Consider the following 17,403-nt stretch of genomic DNA (forward strand, 5'->3'; position numbering starts at 1 on the left):
CCGGTGTCGGCGCCGGTGCCGGTGCCGGTGCCGAGCCGTCGTCGCGGCCGGCCTCGGCTTCGGTGGGCTGAAGCGGTGGGCTGATGCGGTGGGCCGGGCGGCACCGCCGCGGAGGGGCAGGGCCGCTCAGCGGCCGTCACCAGCCCGACCGGCCGCCACGGCAGCGCCCACGGCCCGGGCGCGCCGAGCGCACCCAACGCGGCTTGCATGGTGCCGAGTTGGGTGGCGGTCACGGCGTCCGGATGCCGCCCGGCCAGAGCGACGAGGGGCTGCTGGCCGCCCTCGCGCTGCGCGAGCGCCTCCCCGGGCTGCCGGTCCTGGTGCTCAGCCAGTACGTCCAGCACTCGTACGCGGCCCGGCTGCTGGAGGCGGGGGACGGCTCCGGAGTCGGCTACCTGCTGAAGGACCGGCTCGGGCAGATCGAGGAGTTCGTGGCCGCCGGCGGCACGGTGGTGGACCCGGAGGTGGTGCGGACGCTGCTGCCCCGCCGTCGCAGCCCGCTGGAGCGGCTCACCCCGCGCGAGCGGGAGGTGCTGGCGCTGATGGCGGAGGGGCGCTCGAACGCGGCGATCTGCCGGGAGCTGGTGGTGTCGGAGCAGGCGGTGAGCAAGCACATCGGCAACATCCTGATGAAGCTGGACCTGCCGCCGGCCGAGGAGACCCACCGTCGGGTGCCGGCGGTGCTGACGTTCCTGCGGGCGTGAGCGCCCGTGGACGTGTGGGCCTGTGGACGTGAGGGCCTGAGAGCCCGTGGGCGGCCCGCGCGCCCATGACTTCCCGCGTTCCGGGACCCGACCCTGGGCCTGCCCCGGGGGAGTTCTCCGGGGAAGCCCCGAGAGAACGGCGGGGGATTCTCGGGGGCGCACTCGGGGACATCCCCCAATCCGCCCCCGGGTCGTGCCGGACCGCGACCGGTCCGGTCCTGGACTGGCTAGCGTGCGGCCATGACCTCGATCCTGCGAAAGCACCTCGTCGTGGCGGCCGGTGTCGCCGTGCTGCTGGCGGCCAGCGCGGCCAACGCCGTTGCCAGGCCCGCCGGTTCCTCTCCCGCAGAGCGGTTGCGCCGGGACACCGCGGCGATCCACCACCTCGGCATCGCCGGCGTACAGGCCCGGATGGTCGAGCCCGACGGCCGGCAGACGGTCGCCACCAGCGGCACCGCCGACGTGACCACCGGCCGCCCGGTCTCCCCTGACGGCTACTTCCGGATGGCCAGCACGGCGAAGACGATGGTCGCGACCGTGGTCCTCCAGCTGGAGGCCGAGGGCCGGCTGTCGCTGGACGACACGCTCGGCCACTGGCTGCCGGAGGTGGCGCGGGCCAAGGGCGGCGGCGGCATCGCCGTTCGCCGACTGCTCCAGCACACCGGCGGCATCAAGGACCACCTGCCCGGATACGCCAAGAAGGACGAGTACGAGCGGGAGCGCTACCAGGTCCACAGTGCCGAGGAACTGGTGGCCGGGGCGGAGTTCCTCGACGAAACGGATTGGCGCTACTCCAACACCGGTTACATCCTGCTCGACATGATCATCGAGCGGGCCACCGGCCGCCCCGCCGAGCGGGAGATCGAGGACCGCGTCCTGCGCCCGCTCGGCCTCGACCGGACGCGGTCGATCGGCACCTCCCCCACCCTGCCCCGGCCGCACGCCCAGGCCTACCAGCTCTTCCCCGCCCCCGACGGCCGGGTGGACGTCACCGAGCAGGTACCGCTGGTCGGCGGGCTCTCGTGGGTCACCACCACGCGCGACGAGAACGCCTTCCTCCGCGCACTGCTCGGGGGCCGGCTGCTGCCGGCGCGGCAGCTGGCCGAGATGAAGGAGACCGTTCCGGTGGACAGCGACACGGCGACGATGTGGCAGGGCGGTCAGTACGGGCTCGGTCTGGTCGAACGCTCGCTGACCTGCGGGGGAACGTACTGGGGCCACGAGGGCGGGGACGGTGGCTACATCACCCTCAACGGCGTCACCGGGGACGGCAGGCGCAGTGCGGTGGTCTCCATGTCCGAGGCGCGCGGCGACACCTGGGACCACATCCTGGCCCAGGAGGACGCGGCCGGCGCGCTGATCGACCACGCCCTGTGCGCCGGGAGCCCCGGCTCCGGGTGAGTGGCTCCCGGCGCCGACCGGGCCGGTGGAGGTGCCCGGAGCCGGCCCGGGCGGCGCGCCCTCGAACGAGTGAGGCTGGCGGGCCGCCCCGGAACGTGGTGATACGTATGCGGATCACGTGCCGATCCCGACGGAGGACCACATGGCCGCCAATGGCTGGACGGATGACCTGCTCGACCTGATGCGCGGTACCGGAGACCCGCTCGGGGACGCCGCCATCGCCGAGACCTACGCACTGGGGCAGCAGGAGCAGGTGCGGCAGACGCTGCTCGGCTTCGGCCGGAACAGCGAGGCCGTCCCGGGCGGGCTGCCGCCCAGGCTCCGGCAGTACTTCGAGGAGACCGCCGTCCTGCCTCCCTGGGCGGACCGGGAGCAGATGGCGCGCGGCCAGGAACTGCTGGGCCGCTACCAGCCGTTGATCGCCTCGATCCTGCTCTGCGGCTCGCTCCCGTCCTGTTACACCTGCGGCAACGGGGCCGAGGTGCTGGTCCGCTCGCAGCGCCTCACCTCCGGGGTGTTCCGGCGGCTGGCGGAGACCTCGCAGTTCGTCGTCGACGTCCTCAAGAGCGGCGGCCTGGGACCGAACGGAAGCGGGCTCCGCTCGGCGCAGAAGATCCGCCTGCTGCACGCCACCATGCGCTACCACGTGTCCCAGCTCGGCGACTGGGACGCCGCCAGGCTGGGGGTGCCGGTCAACCAGGAGGACCTGGCCGGCACGCTCTTGAGCTTCTCGGTGCTGATCCCGCTCGGCCTCGCCAAGCTGGGCGTCGAGCTGCTGCCCGAGGACCGGGACGCCTACTTCCACATCTGGCGGGTGGTCGGCCACGTCCTCGGCATCGACGAGCGGCTCAACCCGGTCAAGTTCGGTGACGGCGTGGCCCTGAAGGACGTCATCCTCCGCCGTCAGCAGCGCCCTTCGGAAGCCGGGACGGTGCTGACGAAGGGCGTGCTGGACTTCATCAAGGAGGTGCTGCCGGTCCCGCCTGGCGCCGGCCCCACCCTGATCCGGCACCTGATCGGGGACAAGTCCGCCGACATCGTCAAGGTGCCCCCGGCGGACGGCGTCACCAAGCTCGGGCTGAGCCTGGCGGCCCTGCCCGCCTCGGCGTACGGCAGGACCGGAGACGCCCTGCCGCCCGCCGCCGAGCTGGCGAGCCGGCTGGGTGAGGTGGTCTTCGAGGAGGGACTGCTGCTGACCAACAAGGGGCGGCGCCGGGAGTGGCAGGTGCCCACCGGCCTGACCGACTCGCCGTCCTGACCGGTCCGCCGCCGGGCCTCACCGTCACTGTCCCGCGGCGCTGATCCGCCCGGCCGACGGCGCTGAGCCGCCGCCGGCCGGGCTCCCGGGCCGCCACCGTTCCCGGAACGGTGGCGGCCCTCGCGCGCGCCCCAACGTCCCGACGGTCCGTCAGGTTCCGTCCGTGCGAGGCTTTCCAGGGCGGAAGGCCGGATCCCGTTTCAGGTGACACGATGTTAACCAGATCGGCACATTCCCCGCCCTTGGAATGCTTTTTGCCTTCCCCATGCCCGTGCTTTACTTGCCCTTGACGCGTCAACAGGTCGCCGGGGGGCACCGACGCGGCCCGGGCATTCCGCGCCCGCCGCCGTCACACCCTTCTGCCGGGGACAACTGGTTCCGACGTGCCTGCCCGCCCACCGCCCCTCCCGGACCACACCGCGAGGGTCACCGAAGGAGGCATCCACCCTGATGGAACCGCTCATCGACCGAGCCAGGGCGTTCCCGCAGCGCGCGGGGGACACCGGCCGGGAACTCACCGCACTCGCCGCGGGCCAGGCCCCGCAGGCCCTGTTCATCACCTGCTCCGACTCGCGCGTGGTGCCCGCCCTGATCACCAGCGCCGACCCCGGAGACCTCTTCGAACTCCGCACCGCGGGCAACATCGTCCCCGCCTACCGGGCCGACGGGTCCTCCGGCGAGACCGCCACCATCGAGTACGCCGTCGAGGTGCTCGGTGTCCGCGACATCGTGGTCTGCGGCCACTCGCACTGCGGAGCCGTCGGCGCCGTGGTCCGCGACGAGGACCTCAGCGTGGTGCCCGCCGTCCGCGCCTGGCTGCGCCATGCCGACCAGGCCGTGCTCCGCGCGGACGAGACCGACGTCTTCGACCCGACGGTCGCGGGTCCGGTCCAGCGCCACGTCCTCAACCAGCTCGACCGGCTGCGCGGCTACCCGGCCGTCGCCCGCCGGCTGGACGCGGGGGAGATCCGGCTGCACGGCTGGTTCTACGAGATCCACACCGGGCTGGTGCTCGCGCACCGGCCCGGCGCCGGCCTCTTCCTGCCGCTGTGATCCCGGTGCCCGCCGTGATCCCGGTGACCGCTCCGATCCCCGCGGCCGCGGGCCCGGCCCTCCGCGGCCCGTCCGCCGTCGACGTTCCTACCACCGCCGTCCGCCTCCGGACCACCGCCGTCCGTACCGACACCGCCCCGAGGACCCGATGACTCGTCGTCCCGCCCTCCGGCTGAGCACTCTGCGCGCCGACCTCCCCGCCTCCCTCGTCGTCTTCCTGGTGGCCCTCCCGCTCTGCGTGGGCGTCGCCGTCGCCTCCGGCGTCCCGGCCGAACTCGGCCTGGTCACCGGCATCGTCGGCGGCCTGGTGACCGGGCTGATGCCCGGCAGCAGCCTCCAGGTCTCCGGCCCCGCCGCCGGCCTGACCGTGCTGGTCTTCGCCGCCGTCCAGGAACACGGCCTCGCCGCCCTGGGCGTCATCACCGCCGCCGCCGGCCTGCTCCAACTCGCCATGGGAGCCGCCCGTTTGGGCCGGCTGTTCCGGGCGATCTCCGTCTCGGTCGTCCAGGGCATGCTCGCCGGGATCGGCCTGGTCCTGATCGCCGGCCAGCTCTACGCACTGGCCGACACCAAGGGGCCGGCGAGCGGCCCCGCCAAGCTCGCCGGGCTCCCCGGACTGGTCGCCGACGTGGCCGGCCGGCCGCACGCGCTCGCCGCCGCCGCGATCGGCGCCGGGACGATCGCGGTCCTGCTGCTCTGGCCGCGGCTGCCCGCCAGGGTCCGGGCGGTCCCCGCCCCGCTCGCCGCGGTGGCCGCCGCGACGGCCGTCACCGCCGTGTTCGACCTGCCCGTCGCCCGGGTCGAGGTGGCCGGACTCGCCGGCGTCATCGACCTGCCCGGCGCCTCCGACCTCGCGGCGCTCGGCAGTGTCGGCGTCCTCGGCACGGCCCTCGCGTTCGCGCTGATCGCCTCGGCCGAGACGCTGTTCAGCGCGGCCGCCGTCGACCGGCTGCACGACGGCCCGCGCACCGACTACGACCGCGAACTGCTCGCCCAGGGCGTCGGCAACACCGTCTGCGGCCTGCTCGGCGCCCTGCCGATGACCGCCGTCATCGTCCGCAGCGCCGCCAACGTCCAGGCCGGCGCCCGTACCAAGGCCTCCCGGGTGATCCACGGCGTGTGGCTGCTGCTCTTCGCGGCCCTGCTCCCGGCCGCGCTCTCCGCCATCCCGCTCGCCGCGCTGGCCGGCGTCCTGGTCCACGCCGGAGCCAAGCTGGTCCCGCTGCGCACCCTGCGGCCGCTCTGGCGGGCCGACCGGGGGGAGGCGGTGATCCTGGCCGTCACGGCGGTCGCCATCGTGGTGACCAACCTGCTCGAAGGGGTGCTGCTGGGCCTGCTCCTCGCGGTGTTCAAGAGCGCCTGGGACACCTCCCACCTCCAGGTCGCGGTCACCGAACTGCCGGACGGCGCGGTCCGGGTGATCCTCCACGGCAACGCCACGTTCCTGCGGCTGCCCCGCCTCCTGGAGACCCTCGAATCGCTGGAGGGGCTGCCGGCGGACCGCCCGGTGCGCCTCGACCTCGGCGGCGTGCGCCACCTGGACCACGCCTGCCGCAGCGCGCTCGAACTCTGGCAGGAGCGCCACAACCGCAGCGGCTCCGCCGAACTCCTCGGCCTGCCCGCCGCGGTGGCCTGACCGGGGCCCGCGCCCCCTGTGGACCGTACCCCCGACGATCACGGGAGTACGGCCCGGGGGCGCGGGCCTCCGGGCCGTACGGCGGCGCGGCCGGTCAGGCCGGGGTGACCTCGACCGGCAGCCTCTTGATGCCGTTCACGAAGTTGGAGCGCACCCGTGGGACGTCGCCGGCGAGCCTGATGCCCGCCAGGCGCGGGATGAGCTCCTCGAACATGATCCGGATCTCGGTGCGCGCGAGCAGGTTGCCCAGGCACAGGTGGGGGCTGCCCTTGCCGAAGGTGACGTGGTCGTTGTCCCGGCGGGTCACGTCGAAGTCGTAGGGGTTGCCGAAGACCTCCTCGTCGCGGTTGCCGGAGGCGAACCACATGACGACCTTCTCGCCCTCCCTGATCCGCCTGCCGCCGAGTTCGACGTCGCGGGTGGCCGTGCGGCGGAAGTGGTACACCGGGGAGGCCCAGCGCAGGAACTCCTCGACCGCCCCGGGGATGAGGGAGGGGTCCTCCTGGAGGCGGGCCAGCTGCTCGGGGTGCTGGAGGAGGGCCAGCATGGAGTGGCTGATGGTGTGGCGGGTGGTCTCGTTGCCGGCGACGACCAGGAGCAGGAAGTAGTTGTCGAAGTCCTGCGGGGAGAGCGGCGTCCCGTCCCGCGGGACCTCGTTGACCAGCCTGGAGACCAGGTCGGTGCCGGTGCCGCCGCGCCGCTGCCGGGCGAGCTCGCGGCCGTACCCGAAGACCTCCAGCGAGGCGGGCGAACGGAACGGCAGGTCGCGGTACTTCTCGCTCTCCGCGCTGTGCAGCAGGACGTCGGCGTAGTCCGGGTCGGTGTTGCCGATGATCCGGTTGCCCCAGTCGATGAGCTGCCGGTTGTCCTCCGGCGGCACGTCCAGGAGGCGGGCGAGGACGTTGATCGGGAAGTCGGCGGAGACCTCCTCGACGAAGTCGAAGGTGCCCTTGGACAGGGCCGCGTCCAGGGTGGTGGCGGTCAGGCCGCGCAGGAAGTCGGCGTAGCTGTTGATGACGCTCGCGCCGAACTGGCGCTGGAGGATGCTGCGCAGGGCGCGGTGGCGGACTCCGTCCAGTTCCAGGATGGAGGCGCGCTTCTTGATCTGGTCGTCGTCGACCTCCTCCAGGTTGACGAACCTCGCCGAGGTGAAGGTCTCGGCGTCCCGGTCGACGCGGGCGATGTCGGCGTGCCGGGTGACGGCCCAGAAGCCGGAGTTGGGCGCCTCCTCCGGCTGCCAGTGGACCGGGTCCTGGTGGCGGAGGGTGTGGAACATGCGCCACGGGGTGACGCCGTCGGTGAAGTTGTCGAGATCGGCCAGGTTCACCTGGTCCAGCGGCATCGGCTCGTGGGCGGCACCGGAGGCGGGCGCGGTCGGCGCGGTGGTCATGGGTTCGCTCCTCGGCATCACAGGTGGTGGGCGTACTCGGTGAACTCCCAGTCGGTGACGTGCCGGTGGAAGCGTGCGACCTCGTCGCGCTTGTACGCGAGGTAGGCGGTGGTGAAGTCCTCGCCGAGGACGTCGGTCAGGGCGGTGTCCGCCTCCAGCGCGTCGAGGGCGTCGGGCAGCGACATCGGCAGGACCGCGGACCTGGCGGGGTCGTAGCCGTAGCCCTCCAGCGGGGCGGCGGGCTCGGCGCCGGCCAGGACGCCCAGGAGGGCCGCCGCGACGGTGCCCGCGATCAGCAGGTAGGGGTTCGCGCTCGCGTCGCCCAGCCGCAGCTCGAAGCGGGCGCCGGGGCCGCGCTCCGGCGGGATGCGGACCATGGCGCTGCGGTTGTCCAGCCCCCAGTCGATCAGCCAGGGCGCGAGGGTGCCGGGGCCGAAGCGCTTGTAGGAGTTGACCGTCGGGTTGGCCAGCGCGGCGAGTGCCGGGGCGTGGGCGAGGACGCCGGCCACCGCGTGGCGCGCGGTGCTGCTCAGGCCGTACGGGGCGGCCGGGTCGGCGAAGACGTTGCCGCCCTCGGCGTCCACGCAGGACAGGTGGAGGTGGAAGCCGGATCCGCCCGCGCCCTGGAAGGGCTTGGCCATGAAGGTGGCCAACCGGCCTTCCCTGCGGGCCAGTTCCTTGACCGCGGACTTGAAGCGGAAGGCGCGGTCGGCGGCCGTCATGGCGTCGGAGTGGGTCAGGTTGATCTCGAACTGGGAGCCGTCGAACTCGTGGTTGCCGCTGCTGATGCCGATGTCCAGGTCGCGCAGCAGGCGCAGGGTGCGCAGCAGGTGGTTGTCGTTGTCCGCGCGCAGGCCCGCCGTGTAGACGGCGCCGGTGGCGTCGCTGTAGCGGCGCCAGCCCCGGTCCGTGCCGGGGGCCTCGTCGCACAGGAAGTACTCCAACTCCGGCCCCACGACCGGGTGCAGGCCGTGCTCCCGGCACCGGTCGACGACCCGGCGCAGCAGGTCGCGGGGCGACTCGGGCGCGGGCCGTCCGGTGGCCGGGTCGGTGACGTCGCCGAGGCAGGTGGCGACGCCGGGCTCCCACGGCAGGGAGGTCAGGGTGCTGAGGTCGGGGCGCACGCAGATGTCGGGCAGGCCGGCCTCCAGTCCGCCGGGGACGGCGACGACGTCCCCCTGGGGGCTGGTGTGGTAGACGGCGCGGCAGAAGGCGAGGCCGTGGTCGCAGGCCGAGGGCAGGTGGTCCAGCAGGACGTCCCGGGCCCGTTCGGTGCCGATGAGGTCGGGATAGGTCACCCGGACCACGTCGATGCCCTCGGCGGCCAGCCGCTCCACGTGGTGGCGGACGGGCGGGGTGTCGGATGCGCTCACCGGCGTCTCCTCTGGGGGAAGTGGGGCGCCTCCCAGGGCTCGCGGCTCTGGGGGAACGGGGACTCGCGGCACTGGGGGAGTGCGAGCCCGCGGCACTGGGGGGAAGGGGGCGGCGGGTTCGGGACTGCGGGGTGGCGCAGGACACCGCTCGCTCGTTGGTGGCCCACCGTATGGACAGCGATCGCCCGGCCGCAAGGGGTCTGCCGCAGAAATTATCCATCCGGATAACTCTTGACCGCGGGCCGGGCGGTTCCTATGTTGTTTGACACCAAATGAGCCATGGCGGCTGTTCTCCCGCCCACGCCGCCCCAAGCCCCGCACGCCCCGCACCCCCGGCCGAGATCCGGCCCCCGGTGGTCCCGGGCCGGGCCCCTTCCCTCCCCCGTCGCCTTACGTTCCCCCAGCCCCAGGAGGACCGGCCATGCAGGTCGTCGTCGACATGAACAAGTGCCAGGACCACGGCCAGTGCGTCTTCGCCGCCCCCGACGTCTTCCGCTTCGACGACGACGGACGCCTGGCGCACGTCGCCGACCCCGACGAGGCCCTGCGCGCCGACGTCGAGGAGGCCGCCGACGTCTGCCCGCTCCAGGCCATCCGGATCGAGGGCTGAGCCGTGACCGCACCCATCGTCGTGGCCGGCGCCTCCATGGCCGGGCTGCGCGCCGCCGAGCAGCTGCGCGCCGCCGGCTGGGACGGACCGATCACCCTGGTCGGGGACGAGCCCCACCCGCCGTACAACCGGCCCCCGCTGTCCAAGGAGGTCCTGGCCGGCAAGGCGTCCTTCGAGTCGCTCGCCTTCCGGCCCCGGCCCAGCGTCGCCGACGTGCGGTGGCGCCTGGGCACCACGGTCGTCCGGGCCGACCTCGACCGCAGGACCGTCGGACTCGACGACGGCGAGACCCTGCCCTACCGCGGACTCGTGGTGGCCACCGGCATGCGCGCCCGGCGGCTGCGCTGCCCCGGCCCCGCCGCCGGACGGCACACCGTCCGCACCCTGGCCGACGCCAGGGGGCTGCGCGAGGCGCTGACCCGGCCAGGCGTCCGGGTGGTCGTGGTGGGCGCCGGCTTCATCGGCTGCGAGGTGGCCGCCACCGCCGTGGCCCTCGGCGCGGCCGAGATCACCGTCGTCGACCCGCTGCCGCTGCCGATGGCCGGCCCACTCGGCGAACTGCTCGGCCGGGCACTGCTCGCCCGCCACCGGGAGCGGGGCGTCCGCTTCGCGCTCGGCACCGGGGTCACCGCCTTCCAGGGCGAGCGCGAGGTCACCGGGGTGGTCCTGACGGACGGCAGGGTGCTCGCCGCGGACGTGGTGGTGGAGTCGGTCGGCTCGGTGGCCAACACCGAGTGGCTCGAAGGCAACGGTCTGGACCTCACCGACGGCGTGCTGACGGACGGGCACCTGCGGGCCGGCGGCCGCCCGGAGGTGATCGCCGTCGGCGACGTCGCCCGCTTCCCCAACCCCAGGTACGACGGCGTCCCGCGCCGCGTCGAGCACTGGTCGATCCCCACCGACACGGCCAGGCACGGCGCCAGGGTGCTCGCCGCGCACCTCGCCGGCGCCGGACACGGCCTCGCGCCGTTCGCGCCGCTGCCGACCTTCTGGAGCGACCAGCACGACTTCCGGCTCCAGTCCTTCGGCGCCCCCGCCCTCGGCAGGGACGACGTGCGCGTCCTGGGCGGCGACCCGGACGGGGACGTCCTGGCCGGCTACCACCGGGCCGGCCGCCTGGTCGGCGTCGTCGCCCTGGGCGGTCAGAGCGCCGCGGCCGCCGCCGCCCGCTACCGCGCCGAACTGCTCCGGCAGCCCGCCGACGAGCAGGCCGCTCTCCGGTAACCCGCTCCGCGGCAACCCGCTTCCCGGTAACCCGCTCCGCGGCAACCCGCTTCCCGGTAACCCGCTCCCAGCAACCCGCTCCCACCGCGTAAGGAACCCCAAGTGGCCAGTGTCCGTGGATACTTCCACCCCAAGACGGCGACGGGCGCCTCGTCGCTGATCCCCTCGCCGCCCTGGCGCTACTCCGGTGACCTGCTCACCATCGAGTACCGCACCGACCCGGCTCGGGTGCGCGAACTGCTGCCCGAACCACTGGAACTCGCCGACGAGGACCCGGGGGCCGTCGCGCTGATCTGGGCCGACTGGCAGTCCTGCTCCGCCTCCGGACAGGAACTGCTCGACCCGGTGCTCGCCCAGTACAAGGAGGCGTTCGCCGTCGTCCGCTGCACGTACCGGGGGCAGACCTACTCGCGCTGCGTCCACATCTGGGTCGACAAGGACTTCGCCATCGCCCGGGGACTCCACCAGGGCTACCCGAAGAAGCTCGGCTCCATCCACCAGACCCGCCCGCACCCGTACGGGCCCGCCCCGCGCATCGAGGCCGGCGCCCGGTTCGGCGCGACCCTCGCCGCCGCGGACCGGCGCCTGGCCCAGGCCGTCGTCACACTGCGCGAGCCGTCCGGGACCAACGGCTTCGTCAACAGTCACCCGATGGCCCACCACCGCTGGCTGCCCTCCATCGAGAAGGGCGGCGGCCTCGCCCTGGATGAGCTGGTCGAGTCCGGCGCCGCCTCCTTCGAGGCCGGACAGGCCTGGGTGGGCGACGCCGAGCTGGAGCTGTTCGAGGCGCCCACCGAGGAGCTGGCCCGGCTGGAGGTCCGCGAGCCGATCGCCGCCTACTACCGGCAGGTCGGCGTGGTGTGGGACGGCGGCCGGCTGCTGGAGTCGAACGCCTCCGGCGCCGAGTGAACCCGCGCCGCACCGACCACGAGGAGCCCCGAGTCATGAGCGAACACACCATCACCGTCGCCGGAGTGGCCGTCGACACCCGGCACTGGATCGGCGGCGAACGCGTCGCCTCCGCCGGCACCTTCACCGACGTCTCGCCCGTCGACGGAGGCGTCCTCGGCGAGGTCGCCCGGGGCACCGCGGCGGAGGCCGCCGCGGCCGTCGCCGCCGCCAGGGAGGCCTTCCCCGGCTGGGCCGCCACCCCGCGCGAGGAGCGCGCCCGCGTCCTGCACGCCATCGCGGACGGCGTGGAGCGCCGGCTGGAGGACCTGGCCGTCGTGGAGACGGCCGACAACGGCGCCCTGCTGCGCTCCCACCGGCGCGGCGTCATGCCCAGGGTCGCGCACAACTTCCGGTTCTTCGCCGACTGGCTGCTGCGCCTCGGCCACGAGGACTTCGACACCCGCGGCCACACCAACCACGTCGACTGGGACCCGGCCGGCCCCAGTGTGCTGATCACCCCGTGGAACGCGCCGCTGATGCTGGCCACCTGGAAGGTCGCCCCGGCGCTGGCGGCCGGCAACAGCGTCGTTCTCAAGCCCGCCGAGTGGTCGCCGCTGACGGCCTCGCTGCTCGCCGACATCGCCGCCGAGGCCGGGCTGCCGGCCGGTGTCCTCAACGTGGTGCAGGGGTACGGCTCCGAGATCGGCGACGCCCTCACCGCGCACCCGGACGTGCGCCGGATCAGCTTCACCGGGTCCGTGCCGACCGCCCGGCGCATCGCGGCGTCGGCCGCCGCCAACCTCACCCCGCTCAGCCTCGAACTGGGCGGAAAGTCACCGCTGTTGGTCTTCGCCGACGCCGACCTCGACCTCGCCGTCGACCTCGCGGTGGAGCAGTACGACAACGCCGGCCAGGTCTGCCTGGCCGCCACCCGCATCCTCGTCGAGGAGACGGTCGCCGAGGAGTTCACCCGCCGCTTCGTCGACCGGGCCTCCCGGCTGCGGCAGGGCGACCCGCGCGACGAGGCGACCGACATCGGCCCCACCATCCACCCCCGCCAGCTGGAGAAGATCGAGGGCTTCGTGCAGCGGGCGGTCGAGGCCGGCGCCCGCGCCGTGATCGGCGGCCACCGCAGGGAGGGCCAGTACTTCGAGCCGACGCTGCTCGCCGGTGTCGCCCAGGACTCGGAGATCGTCCAGGAGGAGGTCTTCGGCCCCGTCCTGACCCTCCAGACCTTCGGCGACGAGGAGGAGGCCGTACGGCTGGCCAATGACACCCGCTTCGGTCTGGCGGCCACCGTGGCCACCGGCGACGAGGAGCGCGCCCGGCGCGTCACCGGGCGGCTGGTGGCGGGCACCGTCTGGGTCAACTGCTTCTTCGTCCGGGACCTCAGGGCCCCGTTCGGCGGCTCCCGCCACTCGGGCGTCGGCCGTGAGGGCGGCACCTGGAGCTTCGACTTCTACTGCGACCTCAAGAACACCGTCACCTCGCCGAAGGGGTGGCGGGACCATGGGTGAGATCGTCGGAGCCGGCCTGCTCGCCCACGTCCCCACCATCGTGCTGCCGGAGGAGACCAGGCTCCGGCTGAACGGGGGCAGGGAGATCACCCTGGTCACCGGCCTGCGGCAGCTGCGCGAGGAGGTCTTCGGGCGCGCGGACTACGACACCGTCGTCGTGCTGGACTCCCACTGGGCGACCACCGTCGAGTTCGTGGTCACCGCCCAGCGGCGCCGGGCCGGGCTGTTCACCTCCGAGGAACTGCCGCGGGGCATGTGCCGGATGCCCTACGACTACCCCGGCGATCCCGAACTCGCCCGCAGCATCGCCTCGTTCGCCGACCGGCACGGCACCTGGATCACCCCGATCGACGACGCCTACCTGCCGGTCTACTACGCCACGATCAACCTCTGGAAGTACCTCGGCGAGGGCCTGCCGGACAAGCGCTGGGTGACCATCGGCGTCTGCCAGACCGGCGACATGGAGGACCACCTGCGGCTGGGCCGCGCGCTGGCCGACGGCATCGCCGCCACCCCGGGCCGGCGGGTGCTGCTGATCGCCTCGGGGGCGCTGTCCCACACCTTCTGGCCGCTGCGCGAGCTGCGCGACCACGAGGACGGCGACCCGTCGCACATCTTCACCCCCGAGGCCAGGGCGGCCGACCGGGAACGGATCGCCTGGTTCAAGGAGGGCCGCCACGACCGGGTCCTCGACACCATGGACGAGTTCTGGCGGTACAAGCCCGAGGCCAGGTTCTCCCACTACCTGATGATGGCCGGCGCCCTCGGCGAGCAGGCCTGCACCGCGAAGGCGCGCCAGTACGGCGAGTACGAGAACTCGATCGGCACCGGCCAGGCGCACCTCTGGTTCGACCGCCCCGAGAACGGCTGGACGGGCACCGGAGTGCCGTCCTCCCGCGCTCCCCGCAACCCCCACAGCCTCGTCTAGAAAGGCCCCCGCCATGCCCGAGTACCGCCGCATCCTCCTCGACGGCGCCGTCGTCCGGACCGTGCGCGACGGCGAGGAACTGGTCGCCGGCGACGGCCGGCGCGTCGCCATCGAGGACGCCCACCACCTGCCGCCCGTCGAACCCTCGAAGGTGATCGCCGTCCACCTCAACCACCGCAGCCGGGTGGAGGAGTTCCGGATCGGCCTGCCCGACACCCCCACCTACTTCCACAAGCCGACCTCCGCGCTCAACTCCCACCGGGGCGCGGTCGTCCGCCCCGAGGGCTGCCGGTGGCTCAACTACGAGGGCGAGGTCGCCATCGTCATCGGCCGCACGGCGCGCAACATCTCCCCGGAGGAGGCGGGGGAGTACATCGCCGGCTACACCGTGGCCAACGACTTCGGCCTCCACGACTTCCGCGACACCGACGCCGGCTCCATGCTCAGGGTCAAGGGCTCCGACACCCTGTGCCCGCTCGGCCCCGGGCTGGTCACCGACTGGGACTTCCGCGGCAAGCGGCTGCGGACCCACGTCAACGGGGAGGTCGTCCAGGACGGCTCCACCGACGAGATGACCTGGGACATGCACTACCTCGTCGCCGACATCGCCCGCACCATCACCCTGTACCCCGGCGACGTGCTGCTGTCCGGCACCCCGGCCAACTCCAGGCCGGTCCGGCCGGGGGACGTCGTGGAGGTGGAGGTGGAGGGCCTCGGCCGGCTCACCAACCACGTAGTCACCGGGCCGACCCCGGTGCGCACCGACGTGGGGGCGCAGCCCACGGAGTCGGAGGAGGTGCTGTCCACCGCGCTGGGCGGCGACTGGGAGTTCCGCGGCGTCAGGCCGCCGAAGCGGTGACCGGGACGCCCCGGTAGGGTCGACGCCATGACCGAGCCCGCCGAGCCCGCCGCGCGCGGCCCCCGCAAGCGCGTGACGAACTACGGGACGGGCCGGACGGCGCTGCTGGACGCGGCCGTCCGCGTGGTGGCCCGGGGCGGTCTGCGCCAACTCACGTACCGGGCGGTGGCCCAGGAGGCCGGCGTCACCCACGGCCTCGTCGTGCACTACTTCGGCTCCCGGGACGCGCTGATCGAGGAGGCGCTCACCCACGCCATCCACTCCTCGCTGAGCATCAGCGCGCTCGGTGCCGGCGAGGGCACGGCGGCCGACTTCGCCACCGGCCTCGTGGACATGGTCGAGACCGGTCCCGAGCTCCAGGCCTTCCAGTACGAGCTGCTGCTGGAGGCCCGGCGCAGGCCCGAGCTGCTGGCCCACCTGCGCGGTCTCTACGAGGAGTACTTCGAGGCCAGCCGGCGCGAGCTGGACCGCATCCTGCCCGGGCCGGTGAACCCGGGCACGTCCCGGCTGGTCTTCGCCGCGCTGGAGGGCCTGGTGCTGCACCAGCTGGTGTTCGGCGAGAGCGCGGCCACCGAGGAGGCGCTGGTGGCGCTCAGGAGTCTGCTGGCCGGGTCCGCCGGGGAGCCGGACGAGGAGCCGGACGGGCGCTGACCGGCGCTGCGGTGCCCTGCCTGTGCTGCCGCGAGCTGCCGTGCCCCGCCGTGCGCTGACGTGCCCTGACCTGGGCTGCCGGGCGCCGGAGGGCCGGGATCTCCCCGTCTCCCGACCCCTTGTCAAACGGGTGAGCGCACCCCACGATGAGGCAATTCGTTTGACCTGAAACGATCCCCCACCCCTCTTTCGGAGGTGATCCCTGTGGACAGTCGGGCGACTTCCACAGCGCGGACCGAGCGGGACGCCCCCACAGCGACCACGCTCAAAGCCGACGCCCTGGGTGTCCTGGGCATCCTCTTCTTCGTCCTTTCCGGCCAGGCCCCGCTGACGGGCATCGCGGGCGCCGCCCCGATCTCGGTCGCCATCGGCAACGGCTCCGGCACCCCCGCGGCCTACGTGGTGGCCGGGGCGGTGATCCTGCTCTTCTCCGTCGGGTTCATCGCGATGGGCCGGCACGTCGTCGACGCCGGCGCCTTCTACACGTACATCGGCACCGGCCTCGGCCGGGCCACCGGTGCGGGCGGCGCGAGCGTCGCGCTGTTCGCCTACTGTGTCATCCAGGCGGCGATGTACGGCCTGTACGGCTCGATCGTCAGCGCCCTCGTCGCCGACCACACGCCGCTGGACCTGCCGTGGTGGGTCTACACGCTGGTCACCATGGCCGTCGTGCAGGCCCTCGGCGCCGCCGGGATCGAGATGGGCGCGCGGGTGCTGGCCGCCTTCGTGCTCGCCGAGTTCGGCATCCTGCTGGTCTTCGGCCTGGTCACCCTGGTCAAGGGCGGCGGGCCCGAAGGGCTCGGCGTGGCCGAGAGCTTCTCCCCGTCGGCGGCCCTCCAGGGGGCGCCGGGCGTCGCCGTGATGTTCGCGCTGGCGTCCATGTTCGGCTTCGAGGCCACCGCCATCTACGGCGAGGAGGCGAAGGACCCGAAGAGGACGGTGCCCAGGGCCACCTACCTCTCGGTGCTCGTGGTCACCGGCTTCTTCGCCCTCACCTCGTGGACGCTGATCTCGGCCCACGGCGCCTCGAAGGCACCGGCGGCGGCGGAACGGGCCCTGGCCGCAGGGGACTCGGCCGGCTTCGTCTTCGCCCCCGTCACCGACCTGTTCGGCGGCTGGATCGGCGGCGTCCTGCCGGTCCTGCTCGCCACCTCGCTGTTCGCCGGCGTGCTGACCTTCCACAACTCGGCCGCCCGCTACCTCTTCTGCCTCTCCCGGGACGGTCAACTGCCCGTACGGCTCTCCCGGTTGAACCGCCGGCACGCCCCGTCGGCGGCCGGCCGGGTGCAGACCGCCATCGCCGCACTCCTGGTCGCGCCCTTCGCGCTGGCCGGCCAGGACCCGGTGCTCACCCTCTTCTCCTGGTTCAGCGGACTCGCCGTCCTGGCGATGATGCTGATCTACCTGCTGACCTCGGTCTCGGTCGTGGTGTTCTTCCGCCGCCGGCGGGTGGACACCCGGGTGTGGAACACCGTGGTCGCCCCCGTGCTGGGCGCGCTCGGCATCGCGGGCGCCATCTGGCTCATCCTGGCCAACTTCACCACCCTGATCGGCGGGGCGGCGGGCACCGCGCTCTGGCTCGTCCTGTCGGTGCCCGTCGTCATGGCGCTCGGTGTGGCCAACCAGCGGATCCGGCAACGACGTTCCGGCTGACCCGCCCGGGGCGCGCGCCCGGATCCGGGCGCGCGCCCTCCGCCTTCCGCTTCCCCCACGTGGTCTGGAGGACCGCATGACCCTCGCCACCCACGCCGACTGGCTCCGCCGGGCCGGGGCCCTCCGGCCCACCGACGCGCACCTGATCGACGGTGCCGACGAAGCCGGCGGCGGCGACACCTTCGCCGTGGTGTCGCCCCGGGACGGCCGGGTGCTGGCCGAGGTCGCCGACGCCGGCGCGGCCGAGGTCGACGC

15 protein-coding genes are annotated in these 17,403 nt (G+C 73.6%); 13 read left to right on the forward strand and 2 right to left on the reverse strand.

From position 1 onward, the window contains the following. Positions 1 to 242: 242 nt before the first annotated feature. The 5 genes from BU198_RS10815 (at position 243) to BU198_RS10835 (ending at position 6,052) form a co-directional block, all read left to right on the forward strand. Complete coding sequence (locus BU198_RS10815; protein WP_223244228.1) at positions 243 to 704, forward strand: LuxR C-terminal-related transcriptional regulator; 462 nt, start codon at positions 243 to 245, stop codon at positions 702 to 704. A gap of 240 nt (positions 705 to 944) precedes the next feature. Then, entirely contained in the window at positions 945 to 2,105 is a 1,161-nt protein-coding gene (locus BU198_RS10820) for a serine hydrolase domain-containing protein (protein WP_188296621.1), read from the forward strand. Between the two features lie 142 nt (positions 2,106 to 2,247). Then, positions 2,248 to 3,363, forward strand: coding sequence for an oxygenase MpaB family protein (locus BU198_RS10825; protein ID WP_188296622.1), 1,116 nt, complete (start codon positions 2,248 to 2,250; stop codon positions 3,361 to 3,363). 450 nt (positions 3,364 to 3,813) lie between these two features. Continuing rightward, positions 3,814 to 4,416 carry a carbonic anhydrase gene (locus BU198_RS10830; RefSeq protein ID WP_188296623.1) on the forward strand — a complete coding sequence of 201 codons (603 nt, stop codon included), beginning with the start codon at positions 3,814 to 3,816 and terminating at the stop codon, positions 4,414 to 4,416. 148 nt (positions 4,417 to 4,564) lie between these two features. Continuing rightward, positions 4,565 to 6,052, forward strand: a complete 1,488-nt coding sequence (locus BU198_RS10835; protein ID WP_188296624.1) for a SulP family inorganic anion transporter — start codon at positions 4,565 to 4,567, stop codon at positions 6,050 to 6,052. 94 nt (positions 6,053 to 6,146) lie between these two features. Here the strand turns inward: BU198_RS10835 and BU198_RS10840 are convergent, their stop codons facing one another. Together BU198_RS10840 and BU198_RS10845 are read right to left on the reverse strand one after the other, a co-directional pair. Then, a complete protein-coding gene (locus tag BU198_RS10840; RefSeq protein ID WP_188296625.1) occupies positions 6,147 to 7,442 on the reverse strand; it encodes a cytochrome P450 in 1,296 nt (431 codons plus the stop codon). A 17-nt stretch (positions 7,443 to 7,459) separates the two neighbouring features. Beyond that, positions 7,460 to 8,815: a glutamine synthetase family protein gene (locus BU198_RS10845; RefSeq protein ID WP_188296626.1), complete on the reverse strand. Its 1,356-nt coding sequence runs from the start codon at positions 8,813 to 8,815 to the stop codon at positions 7,460 to 7,462. Between the two features lie 421 nt (positions 8,816 to 9,236). On the opposite strand from BU198_RS10845, the gene BU198_RS10850 reads away from it, so the two are divergent. The 8 genes from BU198_RS10850 to BU198_RS10885 all read left to right on the forward strand — a co-directional run bounded on the left by BU198_RS10850 (position 9,237) and on the right by BU198_RS10885 (position 17,148). After that, positions 9,237 to 9,425, forward strand: a complete 189-nt coding sequence (locus BU198_RS10850) for a ferredoxin (RefSeq protein ID WP_188296627.1) — start codon at positions 9,237 to 9,239, stop codon at positions 9,423 to 9,425. 3 nt (positions 9,426 to 9,428) lie between these two features. Next, entirely contained in the window at positions 9,429 to 10,649 is a 1,221-nt protein-coding gene (locus BU198_RS10855; RefSeq protein ID WP_188296628.1) for an NAD(P)/FAD-dependent oxidoreductase, read from the forward strand. A 102-nt stretch (positions 10,650 to 10,751) separates the two neighbouring features. Further along, positions 10,752 to 11,558 carry an acetoacetate decarboxylase family protein gene (locus tag BU198_RS10860; protein WP_188296629.1) on the forward strand — a complete coding sequence of 269 codons (807 nt, stop codon included), beginning with the start codon at positions 10,752 to 10,754 and terminating at the stop codon, positions 11,556 to 11,558. A gap of 35 nt (positions 11,559 to 11,593) precedes the next feature. Next, entirely contained in the window at positions 11,594 to 13,057 is a 1,464-nt protein-coding gene (locus BU198_RS10865) for an aldehyde dehydrogenase (RefSeq protein WP_188296630.1), read from the forward strand. Continuing rightward, positions 13,050 to 13,985 carry a 3,4-dihydroxyphenylacetate 2,3-dioxygenase gene (locus tag BU198_RS10870; protein ID WP_188296631.1) on the forward strand — a complete coding sequence of 312 codons (936 nt, stop codon included), beginning with the start codon at positions 13,050 to 13,052 and terminating at the stop codon, positions 13,983 to 13,985. The genes BU198_RS10865 and BU198_RS10870 overlap by 8 nt, the downstream gene beginning before the upstream one ends. Positions 13,986 to 13,998: 13 nt before the next feature. Then, positions 13,999 to 14,844: a fumarylacetoacetate hydrolase family protein gene (locus tag BU198_RS10875; RefSeq protein ID WP_188296632.1), complete on the forward strand. Its 846-nt coding sequence runs from the start codon at positions 13,999 to 14,001 to the stop codon at positions 14,842 to 14,844. Positions 14,845 to 14,871: 27 nt separating this feature from the next. Beyond that, positions 14,872 to 15,495: a TetR/AcrR family transcriptional regulator gene (locus tag BU198_RS10880; RefSeq protein ID WP_188296633.1), complete on the forward strand. Its 624-nt coding sequence runs from the start codon at positions 14,872 to 14,874 to the stop codon at positions 15,493 to 15,495. A 195-nt stretch (positions 15,496 to 15,690) separates the two neighbouring features. Further along, positions 15,691 to 17,148: an APC family permease gene (locus BU198_RS10885; protein WP_411293174.1), complete on the forward strand. Its 1,458-nt coding sequence runs from the start codon at positions 15,691 to 15,693 to the stop codon at positions 17,146 to 17,148. Positions 17,149 to 17,403: the final 255 nt, after the last annotated feature.

Origin of the sequence: Streptomyces sp. CBMA156, from assembly GCF_014596515.1 — a bacterium.
Classification (GTDB): domain Bacteria; phylum Actinomycetota; class Actinomycetes; order Streptomycetales; family Streptomycetaceae; genus Kitasatospora.

Excerpts from the sequence above, each read along its gene's own strand:
- BU198_RS10815 (WP_223244228.1), top strand. The coding sequence starts at position 243 with ATGCCGCCCGGCCAGAGCGACGAGGGGCTGCTGGCCGCCCTCGCGCTG.
- BU198_RS10820 (WP_188296621.1), top strand. The coding sequence starts at position 945 with ATGACCTCGATCCTGCGAAAGCACCTCGTCGTGGCGGCCGGTGTCGCC.
- BU198_RS10825 (WP_188296622.1), top strand. The coding sequence starts at position 2,248 with ATGGCCGCCAATGGCTGGACGGATGACCTGCTCGACCTGATGCGCGGT.
- BU198_RS10830 (WP_188296623.1), top strand. The coding sequence starts at position 3,814 with ATGGAACCGCTCATCGACCGAGCCAGGGCGTTCCCGCAGCGCGCGGGG.
- BU198_RS10835 (WP_188296624.1), top strand. The coding sequence starts at position 4,565 with ATGACTCGTCGTCCCGCCCTCCGGCTGAGCACTCTGCGCGCCGACCTC.
- BU198_RS10840 (WP_188296625.1), bottom strand. The coding sequence starts at position 7,442 with ATGACCACCGCGCCGACCGCGCCCGCCTCCGGTGCCGCCCACGAGCCG.
- BU198_RS10850 (WP_188296627.1), top strand. The coding sequence starts at position 9,237 with ATGCAGGTCGTCGTCGACATGAACAAGTGCCAGGACCACGGCCAGTGC.
- BU198_RS10865 (WP_188296630.1), top strand. The coding sequence starts at position 11,594 with ATGAGCGAACACACCATCACCGTCGCCGGAGTGGCCGTCGACACCCGG.
- BU198_RS10870 (WP_188296631.1), top strand. The coding sequence starts at position 13,050 with ATGGGTGAGATCGTCGGAGCCGGCCTGCTCGCCCACGTCCCCACCATC.
- BU198_RS10875 (WP_188296632.1), top strand. The coding sequence starts at position 13,999 with ATGCCCGAGTACCGCCGCATCCTCCTCGACGGCGCCGTCGTCCGGACC.
- BU198_RS10880 (WP_188296633.1), top strand. The coding sequence starts at position 14,872 with ATGACCGAGCCCGCCGAGCCCGCCGCGCGCGGCCCCCGCAAGCGCGTG.